Source organism: Halalkalicoccus sp. NIPERK01 (genome assembly GCF_030287405.1).
GTDB lineage: Archaea > Halobacteriota > Halobacteria > Halobacteriales > Halalkalicoccaceae > Halalkalicoccus.
Genome location: NZ_JASVVV010000006.1, coordinates 96,910 through 120,666, shown reverse-complemented (window position 1 = coordinate 120,666; position 23,757 = coordinate 96,910). Strand labels below are relative to the sequence as shown.

The following is a 23,757-nucleotide window of genomic DNA, read 5'->3' as shown; positions in this document are numbered from 1 at the left end:
CCTGAACGGGTCCGCCGAGCGGCCGTCTCAGTCCACCGAGACCATCCCCTTGATCACGTCGGGCTCCTTGGCCCGTTCGAAGGCGTCCCCGAGGCGGTCGAGGGGCATCTCGAAGTCCACGATCCCCGCCGCGTCGACCTCGCCGGCCGCGAGCAGCGAGATCGCCGTCGAGTACGTGTTCGCGAACCGGTAACTCCCGCGGACGTCGATCTGGCGTCGGACGAGTTCGAACGTGTCCACCGGGACCGCCTCGTCGGGGGCGAGACCGACCAGGACCACGGTGCCGTCCGGCCGCGGGACGTCGAGCGTCGCCTCGATGGCCGGTGGCGCCCCGGTCGCCTCGATCGCAACGTCGGCACCCGCGCCGAACTCGTCGCGGACCGCCTCCGCGACGTTCGTCTCGCGGGCGTCGATCGTCAACCCGGCTCCCCGTTCGACGGCCCGGTCCAACTTCGAGGGAACGACGTCGACGACGGCCAGGTTCGCGGCGCCGGCCGCCCTTGCAACGTCCATCGCGAGGGTCCCGATCGGCCCCGCGCCCATGACGAGCACGGTGTCGCCGACGTCGATGTCGGCTCGCCGGACGGCCTGAATGGCGACGCTTATCGGTTCGCACAGCGCGCCCTCGCGTGCCGAGACGGCCGGCGGAAGCCCGTGGACGAACTCCGCCGGCCAGGCGACGTACTCCCTGAAGGCCCCGTCGGTGCCCGGCGTCGCCATGAACGCCACGTCCCGACACAGGTTGTACCGACCGCCTCGACAGTACTCACAGCGTCCACACGGGACGCCGGGCTCTATCGCGACCTCGTCGCCGACGGCGACGCGCTCGACGTCCCGACCGACCTCGACGACCCGGCCCGCGCTCTCGTGGCCGAGCACCAACGGCTCCTCGACGATCCGCTCGCCCATCCGGCCGTGGTCGTACCAGTGGAGGTCCGATCCACAGATGCCGACGTCGCTCACGTCGACGAGGACCTCCGCTGCTGCCGGCTCGGGGGGCTCCCCGGACCGGACCTCGAACGTCCCCGCGTCGACGAGTGCTACCGATTTCATGCGCTTGGCTCGAGCGAGGACCGATGGTTCGTTTCCGGTACAGGGGACTTCGTCGTGACTCCGTCTGGCTGAGTAGTACCCGTCATGCTAGTGGTGGAATCGGCGCTCATCGAGTGTGGTGCGGCCATCGCGATCACCGGCTCCTCCGGAACCGGCCGAGAGGCGACGTCATAGCGACGGTCCGACGCGGTTTATCGCGAACTTGGTCAGGCCGTGTTCCTCCGTGGCGGTTCGACCGCCGTCGGCCACCCGCAGGAGTTCGTCGAGAACGGCGTCCGGTCCGACGGCACGGGCGTCGAGGTCGATGTCGGTCGCGAGCGCTGTTGCCGTCGTCTCGTCGGCGGTCACCTTCAGCACCGGAACGACCGGGTGCCCCGTCGGAATCCCGTCCGCCGTCACGTGGACGACGACGGACGCGCCGGCGGCCGCCAGTCCCGTCGCCGCCTCCTCGAAGCGAGAGGGGGAGTCGATCAGCGCCAGCCCCTCGTCGATGCTCACCCGATCACCGTAGGGGACGAACTCGTCGACGCGAGCGGTCCCCCACGTCCCGACGACCGATCCGAACTCGGCGTCCGCGGCACATCGGGTGATCCGCTGGGCACTCCCGGGCCGGGCCCCGTCGCGCTCGCAGGCCGCGCGGATCTCGTCGGCGACCGCGTCGGTCGCACCGCGGGCGGAGGCGGCGTCCGGGTGTGGGGCGAGCCGTTCGGTGCCGGCGACGACGACGCGTGCTCCGGCGTCGAGCAGGGCGTCGACGGTCTCGCCGACGAGCGGGTCCGCGACCTCCCGGGTCGATCGGTCGAGATCCGAACTCACGACGCCGACGGTGAGGTCGGCGAGGGTCGCGTCGGCCCGCTCGTCGGACAGGGCGGTCCGCGTCAGGTCCGCAGTGGCGGCGATCCCCTCCTCGACGCAGGCCTCCGTTCCGCCGGCGTCCTGGATGGCGGTCTCGCGAACGGGAACGCCGTCGGCGGCGATGCGATCGGCAAAGGGGCTGCTCTGGAGGTGCTCACAGCCCAGGCCCACGACGGTCGTCCCCGCGACGTTGGGATTCCGTGCGAGGTTCAACAGGGTCCGTTCCGTCTGGTCGTGGTCGGCACCGATCTGGGCGCAGCCGTGATCGTGCGGCGTGCAGACGGCGTGTTCGCTGGCATCTGCGATGCGCTCGGCGACGATGTGCGAACAGATCACGGACGGTGCGACGAGGATCCGGTTTCGGACGCCGACGCGGCCGTCGTCCCGTCGGAATCCCGTGAACGCCTCTCCACGCAGGTCGTGAGACGCCTCCGGAATCGGCTGCGACATCAGGCTGCCTCCTCCTCGATCACGACGCGATCACCCCTGCCACGGGCGCTCTCGCAGTTGTGCGTGTGAACCCACTCGCCGGGGGCGATCGACTCGACGGCCTCGCCGATCGGCTCCCCGTACTTGACGACGGTGTCGCCGGCCTCGATCGGGACCAGCGCGACCTTGTGACCGAACGGGACGTCCTCGACGAGTTCGATCGTCGCCCCGTCGGAGGGGATCTCCGTGCCCGCCTCGAGATCGGCGATGGCCGTGACGACGTTGTCCGCCCGCGCCATGTGCAACCCACAGTCGCCCAGTACTTCGCCTTTCATGCCTCCCCCCGTCGCTCCGCCAGTTCGTTCGGTTGCAGCTCGTTGATCGCGAACTCCTCCAGACGGCGCTGCTCCGCGGCGGTCCGCGCGCCGCTCGCGACCTCCAGCAGCGTCTCGTAAATTCGCTCGCCGACCGCGTCGATGGACTCGCCGTCGATGATCGTGCTGGCGTCGACGTCCATGTTCGAGGCCAGTCGGTCCGCGGTCTTCGGGTTCCCCGTTACCTTGATCACTGGCGCGAGGGGGTTGCCGGTCGTCGAGCCACGGCCCGTCGTGAACGCGACGATCTGCGCGCCGCCGGCGACCTTCCCCACGACGCTCTCGATGTCGTAGCCCGGCGTGTCCATCAACACCAAGCCGCCGCCGACGGGGAGCGATTCGGCGTAGTCGACGATCCTGCGAACGGGCGTCGTCCCGCCCTTCGAGATGGCCCCGAGGCTCTTTTCCTCGATGGTCGTCAACCCGCCGTCCTGGTTTCCGGGGGTCGGCTGTGCGCCCCGGAGGTCGACCCCCATCAGCTGGGCGGCCGATTCGCGCCGCTCGACGCGTTCGAGGAGGCGCTCGCGGGCCTCCTCGTCGACGCATCTGTCCGCGAGGATGTGTTCCGCGCCGATGAACTCGGGCGTCTCGGAGAAGCTCGCAGTGCCACCGTCACGGACGAGTCGATCGCAGGCGGCCCCGACCGCGGGGTTCGCCGCGATCCCGCTGGTCGCGTCCGACCCGCCACACTCGACGCCGAAGACGAGTTCGCTCGCGTCCCGTTCCTCGCGTCGGGCATCGGCGATCCCGTCCCAGAGGTCGCGCGCGAGGGCGACGCCCGCCTCGACCGTCGCCGCCGTCCCGCCGGCCTCCCGGATCGAGAGCGTCTCGACGTCCCGTCCGGCGCCGGCGATCTCGTCGGCGATCGCGTCGGCGTCGATCGTTTCCGGGCCGAGACTGACGACGAGCGCCGCCCCCACGTTCGGGTTCCGTCCGACGCCCGCGAGCGTTCGCTCGATCTGCTCGCGCGCCGCCTTCGGCGGGTCGATCCCCATCTGATGGGGCGTCGACCGGACGGTTTCGGTCGCGCGGTCGGCGACCGCTTCCGCGACCGCGGACGCCGCGACCGATGTCGGCACTACGGCGACGTAGTTGCGGACGCCAGCAGGACCGTCGGGTCGCTGGTACCCCTGAAACGTTGCCATGGTCGGTACTCTCTCACGGGTGACAAAAAGGTTTCGTCGGTGTACAGCACGGGAAGAGGCCGACCGCATCCGGACGTGTCACCGCCACTGCTTCGCCGTGGCGGCCTCCGAGACCTCCATCGGGGATCGAGACGAGACCCACCCGATACCGGCGGGGAAACCGACTCCCTCAGGACCCCATCAGCTCGGTCGCCGGATACATGACGATCTCCGGGACGAAGATGGTGAGCAGCAACACCAGGAGGATCGGCACGTAGTAGGGCAGGACCGCCTTCATCGTCTCCTCAAGCGTCGCGTCGGTCACCTTCTCGAGGACGAAGAGAATGACGCCGAACGGCGGGGTCAACAGCCCGAGCATCAGCGTCAGGATCATCACGATCCCGAAGTGGATCGGGTCGATCCCGGTGAGCTGGAGGATCGGCATGAAGATCGGCACGAGGATCGTGATCGCGGCGATCGTCTCCATGAACGTCCCGACGACGAGGAGGAGCCCGACCAGGAGGAGCATCACGATCGTGGGGTCGCTGGAGAAGGTCGTGATCGACTCGGCCATCAGGATCGGCAGGCGGAGTTGGAGGGCAACGAGACCGTACAGCGACGCGACGCCGACGATGAACGTCAGCGCGAAGGTCTCGACCATCCCGTACTGGAGCTCCTCGAAGAGCCCTCTGAGGGTGAGCTCCTTGTAGACGAACATGCCGAGCAGAACGGTGTACACAACGGCGATCGCGCCCGCCTCGGTGGCGGTGAACGTCCCGGTGAGGATCCCGCCGATGATGAGTATCGGCGCGAACAGCGGGAACACCGCCTCCTTCAGGCACCTCCAGAATTTCGCGAGCTCGAAGGAGTCCTCGGTCTCGTATCCCCGGAGGTACACGAACAGGAGGACGAGCACCATGAGGAAGACGCCGATGAGGACCCCGGGGATGATGCCGCCGAGGAACAGCTGCCCGATCGACTCCTCGGCCAACACGGCGTAGATGATGATCGGGACGCTCGGCGGGATGATCGGCCCGATAATGGCCGACGACCCGGTGACGCCGAGCGAGATGTCCTTCTCGTAGCCCTGATCGCGCATCGCGGCGTACTCGACGCGGCCAAGCCCCGCAGCATCGGCGACGGCGAGACCGGACATCCCGGAGAAGATCATGCTGGCGACGATGTTGACGTGGGCGAGTCCGCCGCGGAACTGCCCGACCATCGAGTTCGCCAGATCGAAGATCCGGGGGGTCATCCCGATGCGATTCATCAGCCGTCCGAGCAGGAGGTAAAACGGGATCGCGAGCAGCGTGAAGCTGTTGAGGCCGTAGAGCAACTGTTGAGAGATGACGCCGTAGTTGATGCCGTTGCCGAAGGAGGACATCATCACCAGGACACACGTCGCGCCCATGGCGATCCCGACCGGGACGCCGATCGCGTACAGCACGAGGAGCGTGCCGAGAAACAGGGCGCCGATGACGAGCAGCTCACTCATCGGCCATCCCCTCCTCGACCCGCCCGCGTACGGTGTCGTCAGTGATCCCCTTCGCCAACGTGACGATGTCGATCACGGCATAGACCAGCATCAACGCGATACCGATGGCGATTCCGAGGTAGAGGTTCCCCGCGGTGACGAACCCGATGCCGCCGATCGACGTCGCCCAGTTGCCGATGGCCGTCCCGATGGTCCCCCGGAGGGCGACCAGGAGGAACCCGATGACGATCAGCTCGCCCAGGATCTGTATCGTCAGGCCGATTCGCGGGTTCCAACCCGTGAGCCGTTCGAGGAGGAACTGGATCGAGATGTGTTCGCTGTTTCGGACGGCGACGGCGGCGCCGATGTACGTCGCGACGATGAGGATGAACCGCGCCGCCGGTTCGGTCCAGTGGAGGACCCCGAACGTGGGGAGGCCCAACAAGCGAACGAAGATCTGAATCGTGGTCAGGACGATCGTGATCGCGAACAGCCCCGTCGCGCTGTAGAGGACGATCCTGTCGAAGAGGTGATCGCGTTCGAGGTCGAGTGATTGGTCGATTTCCATGATCAGTGAGCCAGTGGTGGTTACAGATACTTACCTCTACACCCTCGGATCGTCTCACATGTTCCGGACGGTTTCCCAGTCGAAGGCCCAGGTGGTTTCGAACAGCTCCTCCACACCGGGGGCTGCGGCCTGCTGGAACGCGTCGGCGTCCACGTCCTCGACGATCTCCATGCCCTGATCGCCGAGTTCGGTGATGAGATCTTGCTCGCGGTTCTGGGACGTCTCGGCGGCGTCCTGCGTCGCCTGCTGGCCGACCTCCATGACCATGTCCTGTTGTGACTGATCGAGGCCCTGGTAGAACGTCTCGTTGATGTAGATGTTCCCGTTGGCGATCAGGTGGCCCGTCAGACTCAGGTGGCTCTGGACCTCGTGGAGGTTGAACGAGCTGATCTGTTCTGCGCCACCCTCCGAGGCGTCGACGACGCCCTGTTCGAGCGCGCTGTACAGTTCGTCCAGTGCGACCGGGGTCGGCGACGCACCGACGGACTCCCACGTCTGGACCCACGGGTCCAGCTCCGGGAGGCGCAGGTCGAGGCCGCCGACGTCGTCGGGGGTTCGGACCGGCGTGTTCGACGTGAAGTGGCGAGCACCGCGATAGATCTGCTGGCCGATCGGACGCTGGCTCCCGTTTTCGATGAGCGCGTCGTGGGCCTCCTGCATCTCGTCGCTCTCGAGCACCGAGAGCAACTGGTCGTAGTCCGGGAGGACGAACGGACAGCCGAAGAACCAGTACTCCGGGGCGAACTGGTAGTACGGGAAGCTCCCCGCCGCGTGGGCTTCGACGCCACCCTCGCTCACGATCTCCCCGATCTCGTCTTCCGACCCGTAGGACCCGCCGGGACTGATCTCGACGGAGATGTCGCCACCGGACTCCTCCTCGATCTGCTCTTTGAAGTTCTCGGCGGCCTGAACCAGAATGTGACCCGGTTCGAACGTGCTGGCGATCGTCATGCTGGTGCCGCCACCGTCACCACCCCCGCCGCTGAGGCTCGAACAGCCCGCAGTCGCCGTGATCGCTCCCGCGCCGATACCCTTGATTACCGAGCGCCTATCGATTCCCGGACCTCCATCTGACATAATTCATCACAACGGTCCCGTCTCACCGGTAAAAAGGTTTCCTCTATGGCAAACCCCTCCTCTACCACGCTGCGCTCGCTCGGGGTCGCGGATCCCTCGCTGATCTCTCTCGCACTCGACCACGACGGGTGGTGATCGAACGGCTGGCGGTCCCGCGGCCGGTCACGCCCGTCCCTCGTGATATCGCCATGCGTCGGAGGTCCACCCACCGTCGGCCCGGAGGACTTCGCCGGTGACGTAGGTGTCGCCCCTCGCCAGGAAGCTGACGCAGTTGGCCATCTCCTCGACGGTGCCGAACCGGGCCATGGGCGTTCGGCGCCGGATGTCGTCGTCGGTGTACCCGGCCGACTCCTGGGTCTGGTCCGTGATGTCGGTCTTGATGAACCCCGGTGCGAGTGCGTTCACGGCGATGTCGTCCGCTGCCCACTCGACGGCGAGCGTTCGCGTGAGGTTGATGACGCCCGCCTTTGCCGCGCAGTACGGTGCTCGCATGTGGTATCCCATCTCCCCCATCATCGACGCGATGTTGACGATGGCCCCGCCGTCAGCCTGGTCCTGCATCCGGCGCCCCGCGACCTGACAGCCGATGAACACGCCCGTCAGGTCGACATCGATGACCCGTCGCCAGTCCTCGATATCGATCTCCGCTGCCGGATCGATCTTCGTCATCCCCGCGTTGTTCACCAGAATGTCGAGGGAGCCGAACCGGTCGACGGTCGCCTCTACCATCGCCTCGACGTCGGCGTACTCGCTCACGTCGGCCTGCACGGCGACGGCGGTTCCGCCCGTCTCCTCGATTCCGTCGACCACGTCCGCCGCTCGTCGGTCGGACGATCGGTAGTTGACTACGACCGACGCGCCGTGTTCGGCGAGTTTGGTCGCGATCCCGCTGCCGATCCCTCTCGACGCTCCCGTGACGATCGCCGTCTTGCCCTCGAACAGCTCGCTCATACTGGCTCGTCAAGGGATCGTTCGACGGGCTATTTCTATCTTGTCCCCCTCCGAGCCCCTGTTCGTCCGATGGGTCCCGGACGTTCCGCGAGATGCGAAACTCAGCGCGCTCCCTCCCCGAAACCCGTGCCCGGTTGCTTCGAGAGAAAGCTATTTACCCATGGTCGCAATCCGTCAGGCCATGGTCGATCTAGCGGTAGTCCTCCCTCCCCAGCCCGACGAGAGGTGGCAGCTCGCCAAGCAGATGGGCGTGACCAGCGCCGTCGTTCACACCCTCGAGATCGGTGACGGGAAGACCACCTGGAGCTACCACGATCTGTTGCACCTGAAAAACTGGTACGAGGACGCCGGCCTCGAAATCAGCGTCATCGAGGGAAGCGTCCCGCTGACCGATCGCATCCGGCTCGGACTCGAGGGCCGCGACGAGGACATCGCGGTGTTCAAGCAGTTTCTCAGGGACTGCGGCCGTCTCGACATCCCCGTCGTCTGCTACGATTGGATGGTCGGGATCCGCTGGGCACGGACGGAGTCCCACGTCGAGGCCCGCGGCGGGTCGCTCGTGACCGCCTACTCCAACGATCGGATGCACAGGGATCGCGTGGAGCCGGTGGTCGAGACCTCACGCGAGCAGCTCTGGGAGGCGCTCGAGTACTTCCTCCGGGAGGTGGGGCCGGTCGCGGAGGAAGCGGGGGTAAAGCTCGGTCTTCACCCGGACGATCCGCCACGGGAGTCCCTCGGCGATATCCCCCGCATCGTGAACAGCCCCGCGGCCTACGAGCGCGTTCTCGAGTGCTACGAGAGCGAGTACAACGGTATCACGTTCTGTCAGGGCAACTTCGCGGCCATGGGCGTCGACCTCCCCGAGACGATCCGCCGGTTCGGCGACCGGATCAACTTCGTCCACTTCCGCGACGTCGAGGGCGACGCCGACGACTTCGTCGAGACGTGGCACGACGAGGGGCCGAACGACATGCTCGCTGCGATGCGGGCGTATCAGGACGCGGTCGACGACGACGTGCCGATGCGCCCCGATCACGTTCCAACGATGGCCGGCGAAGACAACTCGAATCCGGGCTATCACATGCTGGGCCGACTCTTCGCCATCGGGTACATGCGCGGGTTGCTCGAACAAACCGAACAGCCCCTCCAGTAGAGTTCTCTCGTTCGGTTCGCCACCGCCGGCGGCCATTCGGCCAGCGTCAGTGTCTCGACTTGTCGGATGACTCACAGCGCGTTTCGATGTCCGCTGAGCGGCCTTCTGTCGCGACCCTCTGCGTGAGTTTGACCCTGGCCCGTTACCGACCATCACTATTGCTGGCTCTCGATAAGACCGTCCAGTAGTGTTGGACGAGGGTGAAAAACGTTATTGGGTAGCTCACCATGGGCGTAGCCAATGCCCGAGGACTCATCGAACGAACCGAATCGGATTCAGGCGGTCGTAAACGCTTTCGACATCATCGAGGAGGTGAGCGAACTCGATGGGTGTGGCGTCCGGGAGCTCGCGACCCATATGGAGCTGCCGAAGAGCACGGTGCACGTCTATCTCAAGACGCTCGAGGACATCGGCTACGTGGTGCGAGAGGACGGGGAGTATCGACTCGGATTCCGGTTCCTGAACCTGGGTGGGCGGGCACGACACGAGAACAGCCTCTACCAGGCGGGTCGAAACGAGGTCGACGAGCTCGCACGGACGACCAGCGAAGTCGCAACCATGGGCTGTGAGGAACGTGGCTATCGCGTCATGCTGTATCGGACGGAGCCGACTGGCGCTATCTTCAACAACGCGCCGACCGGCGAGTACACCCGGATGCACTGGACGGCGCTCGGCAAGGCGATGCTGTCACGGAAGTCCGACGCGGAGATCGACGGGATCGTCGATCGGCGCGGCCTTCCCCAGGCGACGGAACACACGATCGTCGACCGTGACGCGCTGCAGGACGAAGTCGAGTCGATCCGATCGCAGGGATACGCCATCGAGGACGAAGAGCGCGTCCGGGGTGTCAAGTCCGTCGCCGTTCCGGTCGAGAGCGACGAGATGCCCAACGCCGCGATCTCGGTGGCCGGCCCGAAACACGACTTCGGCGCCGATCGCATCGAGCGGGACCTCCTCCCCGCACTCCAGAACACGGCGAACGTGATCGAACTCAAGACGAAACACTACTGAGACCGGCTCTGTGCCCCGCTTTACGGGGACTCGACATCCAATCCGATTCGTCGCCACCGACGATGGTGTGATCGGGTCCGCCCGACGGTAGAACGGGTGTCCAGTATCGGTGGACGAACTGATCCTGGTCTCCTCCGGTCACTCGTATGAGGGTCGCTCTCGGTAGGGCTCCGGCCGCGCTAGTTCAGCACGTCTATTACGTCAGTATGTCTGTAATTCATCGTCCCCCGTCATGCTGTGATCATCCATCCGGCCCGATTTCGACCGGGCTAATCGAAGAGGTGTCGTCGAGGTGGCAGAAGATGACTGAGTCATCCAGCGGAACCGCTTCCGAGGTGTGACACACACTGTCCAACTATGTTGATTCCAGCGACGGTGGGTACTCGCTATTTTTTCCGCTGAGATCCGATCAATGCACCGCATACAGCGCGCTATCCGGCCCGGACTGGGTGTTGTCGATCACCGACGACTCTCCCCGCTATGATCGAGGATACGAGTTCAAGAGCGACTTGAACGAATGGTACGTGAATATGATACAGACACCTCTACATCACCTTCTAATCAAATGATCTCTATTAAAACCATTGGTGATATCTAATTACTGCTATAAGTTACATTTTTGATGTCTACGATACGGACTCAGCACACCCGATCCGTTCGTCGGTGTTCGATATCGTGTAGCGGGTGGACAAACCCCGAACGGATGGGGACTCGGCGGGCTGGCGGTCGGGGGATCTATCGGCGTCGACGCCCGGCGTTCGGAAGAACCGGATGTCGAACACTGATCGTACTCACTACTGACCTGGATCGACTTCGGCAAGCCTACGATCACCATCGGGTAACGCGCCTGTTTGATGATCGCTACGGGGAAGCGGACCGAGACAAGTGGGTCGAGGCGAGCGAGGAGGCTGAGGAATGAGTTTTTCTCGGGGACGATCGTCTACCCATGCCGGTTCATCCACCGGTAGGATGAGAATTATTTATCGCATAGATAGTAATGTCTAATTAGCAACTAGTTTACAACCATCATCCAACCGGCTGTTGATCGTATGGACAGACGACAGTTTATCGCCCTCTCAGTCGCAGCGACAGGGTCGAGTGTCGCGCTCGCGGGCTGCCTTGGCAGTTCAGGGGACGAGCCGTCGGAGGAGTCGGTCAGCGGGGATACCGAGTCCGACGATACCGATTCGGATGCCGAACACCCCGAGCCGGAAGGGGGAGACGGACGGCCGTACACCCATTACGATCTCGAGGTCCACGACGAGCGAGAGGCCGGCCAGCCCGTCTGGGTCGACCCGGATGGCCGCGTCTATGGACGCGACGGACCGCGCGTGCTGGTTAGCGACGACTGGTGGCAGACGACCTCGGGAACTCTTGGGAGGCAATCGACGACCGGGGCGACATCACGATGGTTACGCAGGTCGCCGCGTTCAAAGACTGTGTCGTTCTCGGGAGTGACGGCACGCCCGAGGGGATCCTTCGCTGGGAGCGCGAGGGCCCCGACGACACACCCGAAGAGGCGGGCGATTTCGAGCGGGTCCACGTCGAGATCGAGACCGATCCCGACGACGACGTCATGCAGATGTACGCTCGGCGACGCTGGCACATCCGCGAGGATCTCGAGGACGGCCGCGAGTTGTGTCTGATGCCGTTTGGGTACTCGCCGATGAACGATACCGCGGCGGATTCGGTCGTGCTCGCGAGCGTCGACGGCGACGAGTGGTACGAACTCCACCGGACCGAGACCCGCGACATCCTCTTAACGAACGTCATGGGGCCGCTGTCGATGGACGGCGATCGCCGAACGATTGTGTCCGACAGCAATCAGGGCGAGGGCTATCAGATCGACGCGACGGTCCCGGAGTTCTGGGAGTAGCGGATCACCGAGTGATCACGTCCCGTATCGACGCCCGTTCTGGTCCCGTCGAGCGGACACAGTCGGACCCAGTCCATTCCATAGCCCCATTACTACCGCGTGAATACGCCATCAGGACGCGCAGTGCGAGAAACCCTGGATCGGCTGGCTGCGCCCGAGTGCTGGCAGGCCGTCGTAGTCGAATACGGTACGTCAGGGGACGGACACGTCGATGAGGGTACCCTCGTTCCCAAAACCAGGCTATCGGCGAATACGAATACGGGGACTCTCGCAGGCGTCCACACTGCGACCGTGAACGAAAGCAAGCCGCTGCGAAACGAGCGTACGAGCGATACTCGGCCACCTATCGGCCGAAATCGACTCGAGCGCCATCGAGGACGTATCCGTCGCTCACGCTTCGTTGATCATCGCCGCCCCCGGCTCTACACGCGTGGCCGGTCGTGGCGGCGAGCATCAGTCCTCCTCTCTCCTCGTCTGCGTTGCGCATCGCCAACGCAGCGACCCTCCCCGCTCCGCCATCCCCGTTTCTTCGCGTGGAGCGCTGGCAGGATCGCTGTCGATAGATCTTCGTTGACGATCGGCACTGCAACCGATGGCCGAGACCACCTCGATACCACGTCTGCGGGCCGGCCTCGCCGTCGATTTGCCAATCGGTTGGACCAGGACATCGATAGCAAGAGTTATGATGTGTGATGCGATATCGGACCACGCCAGCAGTTATAACGAACTGCTTGGTACCGATGAAATGTTCGACCGGCTTCCCCGGCCGGTTTTAGTACCCTAACAGCCGATCAGGTGACTCCATAGACGATCTTCGTCGTCATCGTAAGAACCCACCTAGTCGGAAGAAGGACTTCAGCGAACCGTATATCCGCCATCGATGGAGATCGACTCGCCAGTCATATACCAAGACGCGTCGGACGATAGATAGACGGCTAACGCTCCAATCGAATCCGGGTCCGCCATATCCTCGAGAAGCATCTCCCGCTTCCATTCGGCCGCCATCTTCGGATCGTTCTCAAGCACGTCTTTGACCATATCCGTCCGGATATAGCCGGGATTAATGTTGTTGACACGAATTCCGTACTTCGCCCATTCGGACGCTAACTGCGTTTTGAGGCCTTCCACGCCGGCTTTCGATGCGTTGTAGCCGACCTGTGGCTGTGGATGATTGGCGATGTACGCGGAGATCGACGAGATATTGATGATAGAACCGCCGTCGTTTTCGATCATGTCGATCCCGACGTGCTTCGCACAGAGGAATACACCGGTCAGATTGATGTCGATAACCCGCTCCCAGTCGTCGAGCTCCATCTGCTCGGCCCGAACGTTATAGGTAATCCCAGCATTGTTGACGAGAATATCGATAGAACCGAATTCGGCGGACACCTGTTCAACTAATGCTTCCACTTTCGCTTCGTCGGTGATGTCGACTGGGATGGCTACCCCATCGACGCCGGTCTCGGCGGTGATTTCCTCGATGGCTGCAGCCCCTGAGTCCGCATCCCGGTTCGCTACAACGATGTCAGCACCAGCTTCGGCAAGCGCTCTGGCGATCCCTTTTCCGATGCCACGGTTTCCACCGGTTATGATCGCTGTGTCTCCGTCTAGACGGAATGTATCCAAAACAGACATGGGATTCTAGATCTGGTGTAATCGCGCCGTTCCGATTCGCGACATGCGCTCAGACCGATACTCGAAGCGATCAGTCATTGATCGAAATCATGCCTTTGACGATCTCGGGCTCCATCGAGCGCTGGAACGCTTCATCGACCGATTCGAGACCCGTTTCGAAGTCGATGATCCCCTCGACATCGACGACCTCGTCGGCGAGAAGATCCACCGCAGCGGGGTAGGTGTTCTTATAGCGGAAGGAGCCGTGGACGTCGAGTTCGTTATCGATGATATCGATGACATCCAATGGAATCTCCGCCTCGCTTGCGAGCCCGACGAAGACGATAGTGCCACCGCGCCGAACGCCATCGAGCGTCGATTGGATGGACGGTTCGGCTCCGGACGCTTCGATGACGACATCAGCGCCGATCCCGTCAGTAGCCTCATCGACGGCAGGCGTGAGATCGGTTGAGCTCACATCGATCGCGTAATCAGCGCCGCGTTGTTTCGCGAACTCGAGTTTCTCAGCGACGACATCCGTAATGAGGATGTCCGTCGCCCCCGCGGCACGGGCGGCCTCCATCGTGAGCAGGCCAATCGGCCCGGCCCCAGTAATGAGCACCGTATCACCTGTTCCGACATTACCGCGTCGACAGGCGTGAATACCGACGGAAAGCGGTTCACAGAGCGCTCCTGCTCGCGTGGAAACGTTCTCCGGCAGTTTATAGGCGTAGTCCGCCGGCCACGAGACGTATTCGGTAAAGGCCCCGTCATGCGGCGGCGTCGCCATGAACGTCACCGACTCACAGAGGTGGTAATCCCCACGCTTACAGTGGGCACACCGACGACACGGAACGCCCGGCTCGAGCGTGACGCGATCACCGACGGCAAGCCCCGTCACTGCCTCGCCCGTTTCAACGATCTCGCCGGCGCTTTCGTGGCCGAGAACGAGCGGGCCCTCGACGACGTAGTCGCCGATTCGTCCGTGTTCGTAGTAGTGAACGTCCGATCCACAGATACCCACGTCCCGTATCCGGACCAGAACCTCGTCGGGACCGGGAGCAGGACGTTCCCGTTCTTCGATCTGGAACTCTCCGATGTCCGCGAGTACTGCTGAACGCATCAGGCTGTCAAAAACTACCATACAATAAAAATGTAGGGGCTGAACGACCGAGAATATTTAATACACATCATGAAATCTTATTTTCTATTTTTACACCACGAAATATGAAGTTAAAACAGCGTATAGCCTCTATAGACTTCTATGAGCTATTTGATTATAATGGAAATAAAGTTTATTAATGAGCATGATTATAGTTGTCCAGTAGAGTTTGACATGACAAGGCATGGCAACCGACGCGTCGATCGGCGAACATTCATTCAGACAGGGAGTGCGATCGGGATCGCGTCCATTGCGGGCTGTATGGGCGGTGGCGATGACGGGGAAGCGTCCGCGCCATCGGATGTAGAGCCGGCTTCCTCGATCAGTTTCATTTCGGAGTCGACGCCACCCAGCGTGGCGATCAACGAGATCATCGACGAGTTCACCGAGGAAACCGGGATCGAGGTCGATATCACCCTCACCCCGTTCGAGAACTACTCCGAGCGGCTGGCAAGCGACATCAACAGCCAGTCCGGGAACATTCAGGTGTTCTACGCGGACCCGTATGTCGTCAGTTCACGGTACTATCCGGACATGGAGCCGTTGGATCCGTACATCGAGTCCGACGAGCACGCGGATATCCCGAACGGCATCGACGACTTCATCGAGAGTCACCTCGATGCGTGTGGGTATTTCGGCGATGGGGAGTACCTCCGTGGCCTTCCGTACGACTGTCCGACCATGCTGTGGGCGTATCGGACGGACATCGTAGAGAACTACGGGGACCAAGCGGAATCCGATCTCGGCTTCCCCTTCGAGCCTGGCCGGGAACGGACGTGGGAAGAGTACTATCAGATGGCCGAATGGATCAACGAGAACGTCGACGAAGTCGAATACGGGACGGGACATCAGGCTCAACAACACGACTCGCTACAGTGTGACTTCCACAACGTGTTCTGGGCCTATGGGGGCGAGGATGTCGAAGGATTCTCCGGTCGGATGGACGACGAATGGCCCGACGATCCCCAGCCGAACTTCTCGGGAGAAAACGGCGTCGAGGCCGCACGGTTCTACAATCGACTGCTTGACATCGCTCACCCTGGGTCGACGTCGTGGACGTGGGACGGTGTCGGTCAAGCCTTCGCCCAGAGCGAAATCGCGATGACGCCCGAGTGGCACGAATTCAACGCCATGTTCGCCAACCCGGACGATAGCCAGGTCAGCGAAAACGTCGGGTGGGCGTTGCTCCCCCAGGGATCCGACCGGCCCGTGAATCTCTATGGCGGGGCCGGCCTCGCTATCAACGGCTACTCCACGGACGCCGAGAAGGCGGCCGCGTGGGAGTTCCTCGTCTGGGCGACCTCCCCGGAGGTCCAAATGCGCGCGCTCGAGATGGCGGGCGGGACACCGACGCGCCACTCCGTCTACGAACGTGAGGAGGTCCAGCAGGCTGCGGAACAACCGACCGAGGAAAGCGAGTACCCCAACGTCGTTCCGCCAGTCCAGGAGGCTTGGACCGCGGACTACGTCGGGATGCGACCGAAACCGCCGCGATGGCTGGAACTCAACGAGGTGCTCTACTCCGAACTCTCGGGAATGATTGCTGGTAACAAATCGCCCGAGGAGACGATGCAAGCCGTTGACGACGGTTGGTCGAACACCTTGCAATAAATCATTAGAAGGTATGGCAACACAACAATCGAACGTCTACGTGGGCGAAGAGCCCGAGGAGTCCGGCGGACTCGTCCAGCGGCTACCGGTCTCGTTCGAGACGCTCCTGCTCGCGCCGAGCGTCATCGTCCTCGGGATCTTGAGCATCGTCCCGCTCGTCGCGTTGCTCTGGCTTTCGGTCATGCAGATGTCCGTTCTCCCGGGCGAGCAGACCATGTTCGTCGGAATTGAGAACTACCGAGCGATGTTTAACGATGCCGTCATCAATTCGTGGAAGGTAACGGTGCTCTACGTCGGCGGAGCCCTTTCCATCCAAATCACGCTAGGTACGGCGATCGCTGTGCTATTGGACCGCGTCTCACGCGGCGAGAACGTCCTGACAGGGATCATCATCATGCCGATGATGATCGCCCCCGTCGTCGTCGGACTGCTGTGGCAGTTCCTCCTCGATCCCTCGTTCGGGCTCTACACGTGGCTGCTCAATCAGGTCGGGCTCGCCACGGGGGGACCCGTGCTCGGATCGCGCCCGAGCGCGCTGATCGCGGTCATCGTCATGGACACCTGGCAATGGACGCCTCTCGTCGTACTGATCGTGTTGGCCGGGCTCAAGTCGATTCCACAGCAACTGTACGAGGCCGCCCGTGTGGACGGTGCGACGTTCTGGTCGGAGTTCCGGTATGTGACGCTCCCGATGCTGACGCCGGCGCTGGCTATCGCGTTATTGCTGCGGTCGATGGACCTGATGCGGTACTTCACGAAGATCTTCATCACCACGGGCGGCGGTCCCGCCAGCTCGACGAAGATCATCGGCTTTTTCGTCTATGAACAGGCGCTGCGCTTCTACAACCTCGGGTACGGCGCAGCCCTTGGGACCGTCATGCTCGTGGCAACGATTCTGCTTGGCATCTTCTTCGTCGAATCCGTCATGGGGGGTGCCGGCGATGAGTAACGCTACCCATCCGGGCCAAGACGGCGCGGGCGTGCGCGAGTACCTCCAGCGATTCGGCATCTACACCATCCTGGGGCTGTTCATTCTCTGGACGCTCGTTCCCATCGTCTGGATGTTCCTGTCCTCGCTCAAGGTCCGTTCCGGCATGTTCCAGATGCCACCGCAGCTCCTGTTCGAGCCGACGCTGCAGTACTACCAGGAGCTCCTGTTCGGGTCGAACCCGTTGACGAAATATCTCCTCAACAGCGCCATCGTCTCGATCGCATCGGCGGCGATCGCCATCACGTTTGGGACACTCGGTGGGTACGGCCTTTCCCGGCTCCGAATTAAGGGCAAGAAGCATTTCGCGTTCTGGATCATCAGCACCCGGATGGCACCGATCGCGGTCGTTATCGTGCCGCTGTACCTCCTCTATCAGTTCGCGGGACTGTTGAACACGCGGCTCGGGCTGGTGATCGCGTACACCACGTTCAACCTCCCGTTTGCCATCTGGCTGATGCGGTCGTTCTTCGATGAGGTTCCGGAGGCCCTCGAAGAGGCCGCACGTATCGACGGTGCCACCCAGTGGCAGGCGTTCTATAAGGTCGCATTGCCGCTGGTGTTGCCCGGCATCGGCGCGACCGCGATCATCTCGATCGTCTTCGCATGGAACGACTTTCTCTTCGCGCTCATCTTCACCAACAATGAGACACAGACGATCCCCGTCGCCGCCGCACAGCTCGTCACACAAACAGGTACTCTCTGGGGGCAGGTGATGGCGATCGGTATCGTCATCCTGACGCCAATGGTCCTCTTCGGGTTGATCGTGAAGAACTACCTCGTCAGCGGTCTCACAATGGGGGCGATGAAACAGTAATCATGAGCGGATCGCGCCCCTCGCTCGGACGGACCGATCTCCGGGCGACTCTGGAGGAAAACGTCGGAATGTCCCATTCCGAAGCGGAGGTCTATCTCACGCTGATCAGATACGGGAAACAGACGATGACGGAGATCGCGCAGAACTGTGACGTCCCGAAACAGCGAGTTTACAACGTCGTCGATGATCTCCGCGACGAGGGGTTCGTCGAGATCATCGACGACTATCCCCAGCAGGCCTATGCGATCGATCCGACCGAGACGATCGATCCGCTGGTCAACCGGCTCAGAGACGCCGAAGACGAACTGAAGGAACTTTACCAGACCATCGAGGGGATCCACGGTGGGGTCAATCTGTTCAAGAGCCGGGCGTCGATCAAGAAGCACGTTCGCAACGTGATCACGGAGGCGAACGAGAGCGTCTTCATGCTGGCGCCACTCGGGGAGATCGAGACGTTCCGCGAGGACCTGGCCGCGTGTACGGACGTCCGTACCCAGCTCGTCGTCTCGAACCTCGACGATGAACACATCAACGGGGACACTGTCGAGTTGCCGACGCGGATCGTTGACGACGTCGACCGGGTTCGGGGCATCAAGAGCAACGAATCGATGGTCGTCACGAGCGACCGGCGGGAGGCGTTCTTCTGGACGGACACCTCCACGACCAGCATGGCGACCCAAGAGCAGGGGTTCCGGATCACGAACCCCGAGCTCGCGTTCCTCCTCGATCGGTTTCTAGACGTCTCGATCTGGTCGCTTGCGAAACCCGTTCGAGGGGCCGAAGAGGACGTCACATTCCCGAAACGCTACCTCCGGATGCGCGATTGTCTGGCCGATCTCAAGAAGGTGACTCAATCGCGACCCGTCGAATCCTTCGAGGTCGAGTTCGAGAGTTACGGTACCGAAACTAGCGAACCGGTCGTCAAGCGCGGCGTCGTCACCGGCTACTACTATTCGCCGTTCGACGTGCGCGCGTATCTCGAACTCGATATCGACGACGAACCGGGAACGAAAACGGTCGGTGGCTGGAAGGCAACGCTCGAGGATTACGGAAGCAGGCGGCTGACGGTCTACGAGCGAGAGACACGCCAGCCGTCACAGTCGATGGACGAGGAGACTGCGGAGTACCTCGCCACCTGTCTGGCGTCGCTGCCCGACGAACTCGCCGATAGCGAGGTGACGTTCGGCTTCGATGGGATGGTCGACAACGTCCGTCAGATGGTCGACGAACGACACGGCCCGGACGAGTACGACCGGCTCGATCACCTCGAAGAGCTGGGCGACCGGATCCGGACGTCGGCCGCCTCGGATACGTCGTTTACCAACGAGTGGTTGCAGGTCGGCACCCGGTGTGGTGGCCACGCCGCCCATCTCTCGCGGGCGTTCGGGACGCTCGGACACACGCCGACGCTGATCGGCGCGTTCGGCCAGCCGATACACGAGAAATTCCGTGAGGAGTTCGGCGAATACGAGTTACACTCGTTCGGCGAGCCGACGATTACGGATGCCGTCGAGTTCAACGACGGGAAACTAATGCTTCAGGAGACCGGCTCGCTTTCGACGGTCGACTGGGACCATATCTGCTCCGAGGTCGGAGTAGAGACCGTGGCCGAGACGGTCGACGGTACCGACCTGCTCGGCCTCGGCTACTGGGCGTTTCTTCCGATGATGCCGACTATCTGGGACGGCCTCCGAACGGATCTCTGGCCGCTTCTGTCGGACCCACCGAACTCGGTATTCATCGATCCGGCCGACATCCGCCAGTTGTCGAGGGAGCATCTCCGTGATGGCTTAACCTCGCTTCGGCGCCTCGACGAGACGGTCCCGGTTACGTTTAGCGCGAACCGCGGCGAGACGATGGCGCTAGCGAACCTCTCGGCGTCGGAGGATCAGGAACGGTCGCTTCGAAGCGCGGCGACGGTCGCTCGCGAGCAACTCGGCGTGAGCCGTTTTGTCGGCCACTCCCCCGTCGAGTCGGTCCTCGTCGACGGCGACGAGACCTTCCGAACGGACATCCCCCGAACGACGGATCCGATCATGACGACTAGCGCCGGCGATCACTTCAACGCCGGGCTGATCCTCGCACAGCTCAACGGCCTCGCCGGCGGCGAGCAGCTCATCCTGGGCAACGCACTCGCCGGCTGGTTCGTTCGAAACGGCGACCCACCGACGTACGATCAACTGCGGACGTTCGTCGATACGTACGACATCAAATTCAACTAGAACCATGGGACGAATCACACTCAACGACGTACTGAAAACGTTCAACGACGGCGATCTCGTCGCCGTCGATCACCTCGACCTCGAGATCGAGGACGGGGAGTTCCTCGTGCTCGTCGGGCCATCCGGCTGTGGGAAATCCACGACCCTACGGATGATCGCCGGGCTCGAAACGGTCACGAGCGGAGACGTGACGATCGGCGACAGGCGAGTGAACAACCTCGATCCGCGTGATCGGGACATCGCGATGGTGTTCCAGAACTACGCGCTGTATCCCCATATGACCGTCAGACGGAACATGGGGTTCGGCCTGCAACTGTCGACCGACCTGCCAGACGAGGAGATCAACGAGCGCGTCGAGTCGACCGCCGAAATGATGGGGATCACGGAGCTTCTAAACGACAAGCCAAAAGAACTCTCCGGTGGGCAGCAACAACGCGTCGCACTTGGACGAGCGATCGTCCGCGAACCCCAGGCGTTCTTGTTCGACGAGCCGCTTTCGAACCTCGATGCGAAGCTTCGGACCCACATGCGGACGGAGATCACCCGTATCCAACAGGAGCTCGACGTGACGTCCATCTACGTTACCCACGACCAAGCGGAGGCTATGACGATGGGTGATCGCATCGCTGTTCTCAACGATGGACAACTCCAACAGGTCGGGTCGCCAAACGAAGTGTACGATCATCCGGCGAACCGATTCGTTGCGGGCTTTATCGGCTCGCCATCGATGAATTTCCTCGACGTAACCGTCAAGCAGCGAGACGGCAGCCAATATCTCGTCGCGGACGCCGACGAGAAGATTCTGTCGTATCCGCTCGGAAACTTCGAGAAACGTCTCGGGCTCGAAACCAGTCAGCGGCTGATCTTAGGCGTACGACCTGAGGATATCCGACATGTGACCGATGAGACCGAAGGTGACCGCGTTCAGTCAGCTCCGGTTGAGGTCGTTGAGCCAATGGGAAGTGACAATTACCTCTATCTCACGGTCGCCGAAGAGGAATGGACGGCTCGCGTTGACTCAAGTTATGAACCGGCACCCGGTGAGGACTTCCGGTACACGTTTGATTCGAGTGCATTCCACCTCTTTGATCACGAAGGACAGACGATCAAATCACAGGGCGAAACGGACGCAGCTATCCACAAACAACCGGTGACAGCACAATGAAAACCGCAGCACTTACTGATGTCGGAGAAATGGAAGTACAGGAACGCGAACAACCAACTCCCGAGGACGGGGAGGTACTCGTCCAGGTCAGCGCCTGTGGGGTCTGTATGACAGACTTCCATATGTACCACGGATCGTTCGCTGTCGATACCCCGCTGGTACTGGGCCACGAGAGCGCCGGCACGATTGTCGACTCCCGCGCAGAGGGGTTCGAATCGGGCGACCGCGTTGCGATTAACCCGACAATCCCCTGTAATGCATGTTCGTATTGTAAACGCGGCGAGACACATCTCTGTGAGAACAATACCGTCATCGGTGGTGCAGGCGAAACCATTCTCGACGGGGCGTTCGCTGAATACGTCCGCGTTCCGAAGACAAACGTCGAGGACATCGGAGACATGCCCTTTAAACGGGGAGCGCTGGCCGAGCCGCTGGCCTGTTGCGTACATGGGGTGAGACAGACCGACATCGAACAAGGCGATAGCGTCGCAATGATTGGGGCCGGCCCCATCGGACTCCTACTCTTACAGACGTTCCGTAATCGCGGCGCTAGTCCAATCGTCGTCTCCGAGATCGACGACGATCGACGCGAACTGGCAAGCGAACTCGGAGCGGATCACGTTGTTGATCCGACTGACGAAGATCCCGTGGAGTTCGTCAAGGAGACAATCGGACCCGCTGATATCGGCGTCGAGGTTGTCGGCAAGGTTCCCACTATCGAACAGGCCTATGACATGACTGCGAAAGGAGGCAATACGCTGATCTTCGGCGTCCCAGATCAGGACGCAACGATGGAGCTCAATCCCTTTGACATCTACTTCAACGAGATCGATCTACGCGGGACCTACGCGCTCACCACGGAGGATTTCGAGCGAGCCGTCTCATTGCTTAAGCAGGGGCGTATCGATTCAGATACGCTCATTACTGAGGAGATTAGCCTCGGTGATCTGCCAACGGCGTTCGATCGGATGGCCAACGCTAAAGGATTGAAGAAGATCGTTCGCCCGGGGAAAGACGTATGAATACGACGTGGGATCTCCTTGATACGCCGTCCAAGAGGAGCGTCGTTGTCGCGCTTGATCACGGCATCAACATGGGTGCCGTTGAGCAGTTCGAGGACCCCAAGTCGACGCTCGAATCGGTCCTGGCGGGCCGGCCCGATGGCGTCCTCGTAGGCCCGCATTTCGCCGAACATTATGGTGATATCCTTGCCCGTAGCAAAACGGACGTCCTCCTCACTGCGGACTTCGTTTCCCCATCGAGCCAACCCGGGGAGGATATCGGAACCTGGGTCCAGCAGCGTGCGTTTTCCACCGATCATCTTTGTGAGATCGATCCGGTCGGCGTGAAATCAGTCCTCGCCTTCGGACGACAGAACCGCCGCGCCTTCGAGCGCAACGTCGAGTATATTACCGATCTCGCAGAGGAGCTGCGTGGGACTGACATTCCCCATATCGTCGAGACGGTCATGTGGGGTAACGAGATCCCCTCTCGGTTCGAGACCGACCCGCAGTACGTAGCGAACGCAGCCCGTATCGGGTGGGAACTCGGCGCAGATATTCTCAAAGTCCCCTATACAGGCGATGTAGAGAGCTTCAAGCCGATCGTCGATACCGCTCCAGTACCGCTCATGATACTCGGTGGACCGTCCTCCGGATCGGTCCGCGCCCTGCTTGGCGATGTTTCGGACGCGATGGATGCCGGAGCGCGCGGACTAATTGTCGGGCGAAGCATCTGGCAAACGGAAGACCCTGCCGCGGTGGTCAGTGCACTGCGGGAAATCGTCCATGAGGAGGCGACCGTTGACGCGGTCTGGAGAGCCTAACCCGTTACATCAACTGGATCTGGACCATACGGTATCCGTCGATCCATCCTGTCGTTGAGAACGGATCACCGCCGATGATAGGCTTCCGGGGTCTCTGGCAGCGCTACGGATCCGGGACCGGCGAGAAAGCGCTCAAGGAGACTAGTTCAGACGGTGAGGCGCTGATCTACCTACTCGATCCAGGAGTCGATCAGTATGTGAAACTCCCAATCCAGTCGTTCTTGTCCCTTGAGGTGGGACGCATAGTATCCCTGCAGAAGAATACCGGGACGAACTGCGTGACCACCACCGAATCGCACTCGCTCGCACCCCGCGTGACGAGCGCGATCTCATTCAATTTCCTCAAGGACTGTGCAAAATAAGCGAATTGAGTGATTACGCCACTGTCTCCGAAGTCCCCACCTGTTC

21 protein-coding genes are annotated in these 23,757 nt (G+C 62.1%); 11 read left to right on the top strand and 10 right to left on the bottom strand.

Annotated elements, in window-relative coordinates:
* Nucleotides 1-27 precede the first annotated feature (27 nt).
* The 8 genes from QRT08_RS15600 to QRT08_RS15565 form a co-directional block, all read right to left on the bottom strand.
* Nucleotides 28-1,053 (bottom strand): NAD(P)-dependent alcohol dehydrogenase, encoded by a 1,026-nt coding sequence (locus QRT08_RS15600; RefSeq protein WP_286046895.1) that lies wholly within the window; start codon nucleotides 1,051-1,053, stop codon nucleotides 28-30.
* Between the two features lie 168 nt (nucleotides 1,054-1,221).
* Nucleotides 1,222-2,358 (bottom strand): UxaA family hydrolase, encoded by a 1,137-nt coding sequence (locus QRT08_RS15595; RefSeq protein ID WP_286046894.1) that lies wholly within the window; start codon nucleotides 2,356-2,358, stop codon nucleotides 1,222-1,224.
* Nucleotides 2,358-2,672 (bottom strand): UxaA family hydrolase, encoded by a 315-nt coding sequence (locus QRT08_RS15590; RefSeq protein ID WP_286046893.1) that lies wholly within the window; start codon nucleotides 2,670-2,672, stop codon nucleotides 2,358-2,360. Before QRT08_RS15590 ends, QRT08_RS15595 begins: the two co-directional genes overlap by 1 nt.
* A complete protein-coding gene (locus tag QRT08_RS15585) occupies nucleotides 2,669-3,856 on the bottom strand; it encodes a UxaA family hydrolase (RefSeq protein WP_286046892.1) in 1,188 nt (395 codons plus the stop codon). Before QRT08_RS15585 ends, QRT08_RS15590 begins: the two co-directional genes overlap by 4 nt.
* A 169-nt stretch (nucleotides 3,857-4,025) precedes the next feature.
* Complete coding sequence (locus tag QRT08_RS15580; RefSeq protein WP_286046891.1) at nucleotides 4,026-5,330, bottom strand: TRAP transporter large permease; 1,305 nt, start codon at nucleotides 5,328-5,330, stop codon at nucleotides 4,026-4,028.
* Nucleotides 5,323-5,877 carry a TRAP transporter small permease gene (locus QRT08_RS15575; RefSeq protein WP_286046890.1) on the bottom strand — a complete coding sequence of 185 codons (555 nt, stop codon included), beginning with the start codon at nucleotides 5,875-5,877 and terminating at the stop codon, nucleotides 5,323-5,325. The genes QRT08_RS15580 and QRT08_RS15575 overlap by 8 nt, the downstream gene beginning before the upstream one ends.
* Nucleotides 5,878-5,931: 54 nt before the next feature.
* Complete coding sequence (locus QRT08_RS15570; RefSeq protein WP_286046889.1) at nucleotides 5,932-6,954, bottom strand: TRAP transporter substrate-binding protein; 1,023 nt, start codon at nucleotides 6,952-6,954, stop codon at nucleotides 5,932-5,934.
* Nucleotides 6,955-7,116: 162 nt separating this feature from the next.
* A complete protein-coding gene (locus QRT08_RS15565; protein WP_286046888.1) occupies nucleotides 7,117-7,905 on the bottom strand; it encodes an SDR family NAD(P)-dependent oxidoreductase in 789 nt (262 codons plus the stop codon).
* Between the two features lie 181 nt (nucleotides 7,906-8,086).
* Between QRT08_RS15565 and QRT08_RS15560 the strand changes: the two genes are divergently transcribed.
* The 3 genes from QRT08_RS15560 (at nucleotide 8,087) to QRT08_RS15550 (ending at nucleotide 11,945) form a co-directional block, all read left to right on the top strand.
* On the top strand, nucleotides 8,087-9,058 hold the full coding sequence (locus tag QRT08_RS15560; protein ID WP_286046887.1) for a mannonate dehydratase: 972 nt from the start codon (nucleotides 8,087-8,089) through the stop codon (nucleotides 9,056-9,058).
* A gap of 240 nt (nucleotides 9,059-9,298) precedes the next feature.
* The gene (locus tag QRT08_RS15555) at nucleotides 9,299-10,069 is read left to right on the top strand and encodes an IclR family transcriptional regulator (RefSeq protein ID WP_286046886.1); all 771 of its coding nucleotides are present in this window, start codon (nucleotides 9,299-9,301) and stop codon (nucleotides 10,067-10,069) included.
* Between the two features lie 1,351 nt (nucleotides 10,070-11,420).
* Nucleotides 11,421-11,945: a hypothetical protein gene (locus tag QRT08_RS15550; protein WP_286046885.1), complete on the top strand. Its 525-nt coding sequence runs from the start codon at nucleotides 11,421-11,423 to the stop codon at nucleotides 11,943-11,945.
* An 855-nt stretch (nucleotides 11,946-12,800) separates the two neighbouring features.
* Here QRT08_RS15550 and QRT08_RS15545 read toward each other — a convergent pair.
* Both QRT08_RS15545 and QRT08_RS15540 read right to left on the bottom strand, forming a co-directional pair.
* The gene (locus tag QRT08_RS15545) at nucleotides 12,801-13,580 is read right to left on the bottom strand and encodes an SDR family NAD(P)-dependent oxidoreductase (RefSeq protein ID WP_286046884.1); all 780 of its coding nucleotides are present in this window, start codon (nucleotides 13,578-13,580) and stop codon (nucleotides 12,801-12,803) included.
* Between the two features lie 70 nt (nucleotides 13,581-13,650).
* The gene (locus QRT08_RS15540; RefSeq protein WP_286046883.1) at nucleotides 13,651-14,682 is read right to left on the bottom strand and encodes an NAD(P)-dependent alcohol dehydrogenase; all 1,032 of its coding nucleotides are present in this window, start codon (nucleotides 14,680-14,682) and stop codon (nucleotides 13,651-13,653) included.
* 141 nt (nucleotides 14,683-14,823) lie between these two features.
* Here QRT08_RS15540 and QRT08_RS15535 point away from each other — a divergent pair, with 141 nt between their 5' ends.
* The 8 genes from QRT08_RS15535 to QRT08_RS15500 all read left to right on the top strand — a co-directional run bounded on the left by QRT08_RS15535 (nucleotide 14,824) and on the right by QRT08_RS15500 (nucleotide 23,711).
* Nucleotides 14,824-16,332, top strand: coding sequence for an ABC transporter substrate-binding protein (locus QRT08_RS15535; protein WP_286046882.1), 1,509 nt, complete (start codon nucleotides 14,824-14,826; stop codon nucleotides 16,330-16,332).
* Nucleotides 16,333-16,345: 13 nt separating this feature from the next.
* Nucleotides 16,346-17,281 carry a carbohydrate ABC transporter permease gene (locus tag QRT08_RS15530; RefSeq protein WP_286046881.1) on the top strand — a complete coding sequence of 312 codons (936 nt, stop codon included), beginning with the start codon at nucleotides 16,346-16,348 and terminating at the stop codon, nucleotides 17,279-17,281.
* On the top strand, nucleotides 17,274-18,137 hold the full coding sequence (locus QRT08_RS15525; protein ID WP_286046880.1) for a carbohydrate ABC transporter permease: 864 nt from the start codon (nucleotides 17,274-17,276) through the stop codon (nucleotides 18,135-18,137). Before QRT08_RS15530 ends, QRT08_RS15525 begins: the two co-directional genes overlap by 8 nt.
* Nucleotides 18,138-18,139: 2 nt before the next feature.
* A complete protein-coding gene (locus QRT08_RS15520) occupies nucleotides 18,140-20,359 on the top strand; it encodes a TrmB family transcriptional regulator sugar-binding domain-containing protein (protein ID WP_286046879.1) in 2,220 nt (739 codons plus the stop codon).
* A gap of 4 nt (nucleotides 20,360-20,363) precedes the next feature.
* Nucleotides 20,364-21,524: an ABC transporter ATP-binding protein gene (locus QRT08_RS15515; protein ID WP_286046878.1), complete on the top strand. Its 1,161-nt coding sequence runs from the start codon at nucleotides 20,364-20,366 to the stop codon at nucleotides 21,522-21,524.
* Entirely contained in the window at nucleotides 21,521-22,546 is a 1,026-nt protein-coding gene (locus tag QRT08_RS15510; protein WP_286046877.1) for a zinc-dependent alcohol dehydrogenase family protein, read from the top strand. The genes QRT08_RS15515 and QRT08_RS15510 overlap by 4 nt, the downstream gene beginning before the upstream one ends.
* Nucleotides 22,543-23,349, top strand: a complete 807-nt coding sequence (locus tag QRT08_RS15505; RefSeq protein WP_286046876.1) for a class I fructose-bisphosphate aldolase — start codon at nucleotides 22,543-22,545, stop codon at nucleotides 23,347-23,349. The genes QRT08_RS15510 and QRT08_RS15505 overlap by 4 nt, the downstream gene beginning before the upstream one ends.
* 74 nt (nucleotides 23,350-23,423) lie before the next feature.
* Nucleotides 23,424-23,711, top strand: coding sequence for a hypothetical protein (locus QRT08_RS15500; RefSeq protein ID WP_286046875.1), 288 nt, complete (start codon nucleotides 23,424-23,426; stop codon nucleotides 23,709-23,711).
* Nucleotides 23,712-23,757: the final 46 nt, after the last annotated feature.

Excerpts from the sequence above, each read along its gene's own strand:
- QRT08_RS15600 (WP_286046895.1), bottom strand. The coding sequence starts at position 1,053 with ATGAAATCGGTAGCACTCGTCGACGCGGGGACGTTCGAGGTCCGGTCC.
- QRT08_RS15595 (WP_286046894.1), bottom strand. The coding sequence starts at position 2,358 with ATGTCGCAGCCGATTCCGGAGGCGTCTCACGACCTGCGTGGAGAGGCG.
- QRT08_RS15590 (WP_286046893.1), bottom strand. The coding sequence starts at position 2,672 with ATGAAAGGCGAAGTACTGGGCGACTGTGGGTTGCACATGGCGCGGGCG.
- QRT08_RS15585 (WP_286046892.1), bottom strand. The coding sequence starts at position 3,856 with ATGGCAACGTTTCAGGGGTACCAGCGACCCGACGGTCCTGCTGGCGTC.
- QRT08_RS15580 (WP_286046891.1), bottom strand. The coding sequence starts at position 5,330 with ATGAGTGAGCTGCTCGTCATCGGCGCCCTGTTTCTCGGCACGCTCCTC.
- QRT08_RS15575 (WP_286046890.1), bottom strand. The coding sequence starts at position 5,877 with ATGGAAATCGACCAATCACTCGACCTCGAACGCGATCACCTCTTCGAC.
- QRT08_RS15570 (WP_286046889.1), bottom strand. The coding sequence starts at position 6,954 with ATGTCAGATGGAGGTCCGGGAATCGATAGGCGCTCGGTAATCAAGGGT.
- QRT08_RS15565 (WP_286046888.1), bottom strand. The coding sequence starts at position 7,905 with ATGAGCGAGCTGTTCGAGGGCAAGACGGCGATCGTCACGGGAGCGTCG.
- QRT08_RS15560 (WP_286046887.1), top strand. The coding sequence starts at position 8,087 with ATGGTCGATCTAGCGGTAGTCCTCCCTCCCCAGCCCGACGAGAGGTGG.
- QRT08_RS15555 (WP_286046886.1), top strand. The coding sequence starts at position 9,299 with ATGCCCGAGGACTCATCGAACGAACCGAATCGGATTCAGGCGGTCGTA.
- QRT08_RS15545 (WP_286046884.1), bottom strand. The coding sequence starts at position 13,580 with ATGTCTGTTTTGGATACATTCCGTCTAGACGGAGACACAGCGATCATA.
- QRT08_RS15540 (WP_286046883.1), bottom strand. The coding sequence starts at position 14,682 with ATGCGTTCAGCAGTACTCGCGGACATCGGAGAGTTCCAGATCGAAGAA.
- QRT08_RS15535 (WP_286046882.1), top strand. The coding sequence starts at position 14,824 with ATGAGCTATTTGATTATAATGGAAATAAAGTTTATTAATGAGCATGAT.
- QRT08_RS15530 (WP_286046881.1), top strand. The coding sequence starts at position 16,346 with ATGGCAACACAACAATCGAACGTCTACGTGGGCGAAGAGCCCGAGGAG.
- QRT08_RS15525 (WP_286046880.1), top strand. The coding sequence starts at position 17,274 with ATGAGTAACGCTACCCATCCGGGCCAAGACGGCGCGGGCGTGCGCGAG.
- QRT08_RS15520 (WP_286046879.1), top strand. The coding sequence starts at position 18,140 with ATGAGCGGATCGCGCCCCTCGCTCGGACGGACCGATCTCCGGGCGACT.
- QRT08_RS15515 (WP_286046878.1), top strand. The coding sequence starts at position 20,364 with ATGGGACGAATCACACTCAACGACGTACTGAAAACGTTCAACGACGGC.
- QRT08_RS15510 (WP_286046877.1), top strand. The coding sequence starts at position 21,521 with ATGAAAACCGCAGCACTTACTGATGTCGGAGAAATGGAAGTACAGGAA.
- QRT08_RS15505 (WP_286046876.1), top strand. The coding sequence starts at position 22,543 with ATGAATACGACGTGGGATCTCCTTGATACGCCGTCCAAGAGGAGCGTC.
- QRT08_RS15500 (WP_286046875.1), top strand. The coding sequence starts at position 23,424 with ATGATAGGCTTCCGGGGTCTCTGGCAGCGCTACGGATCCGGGACCGGC.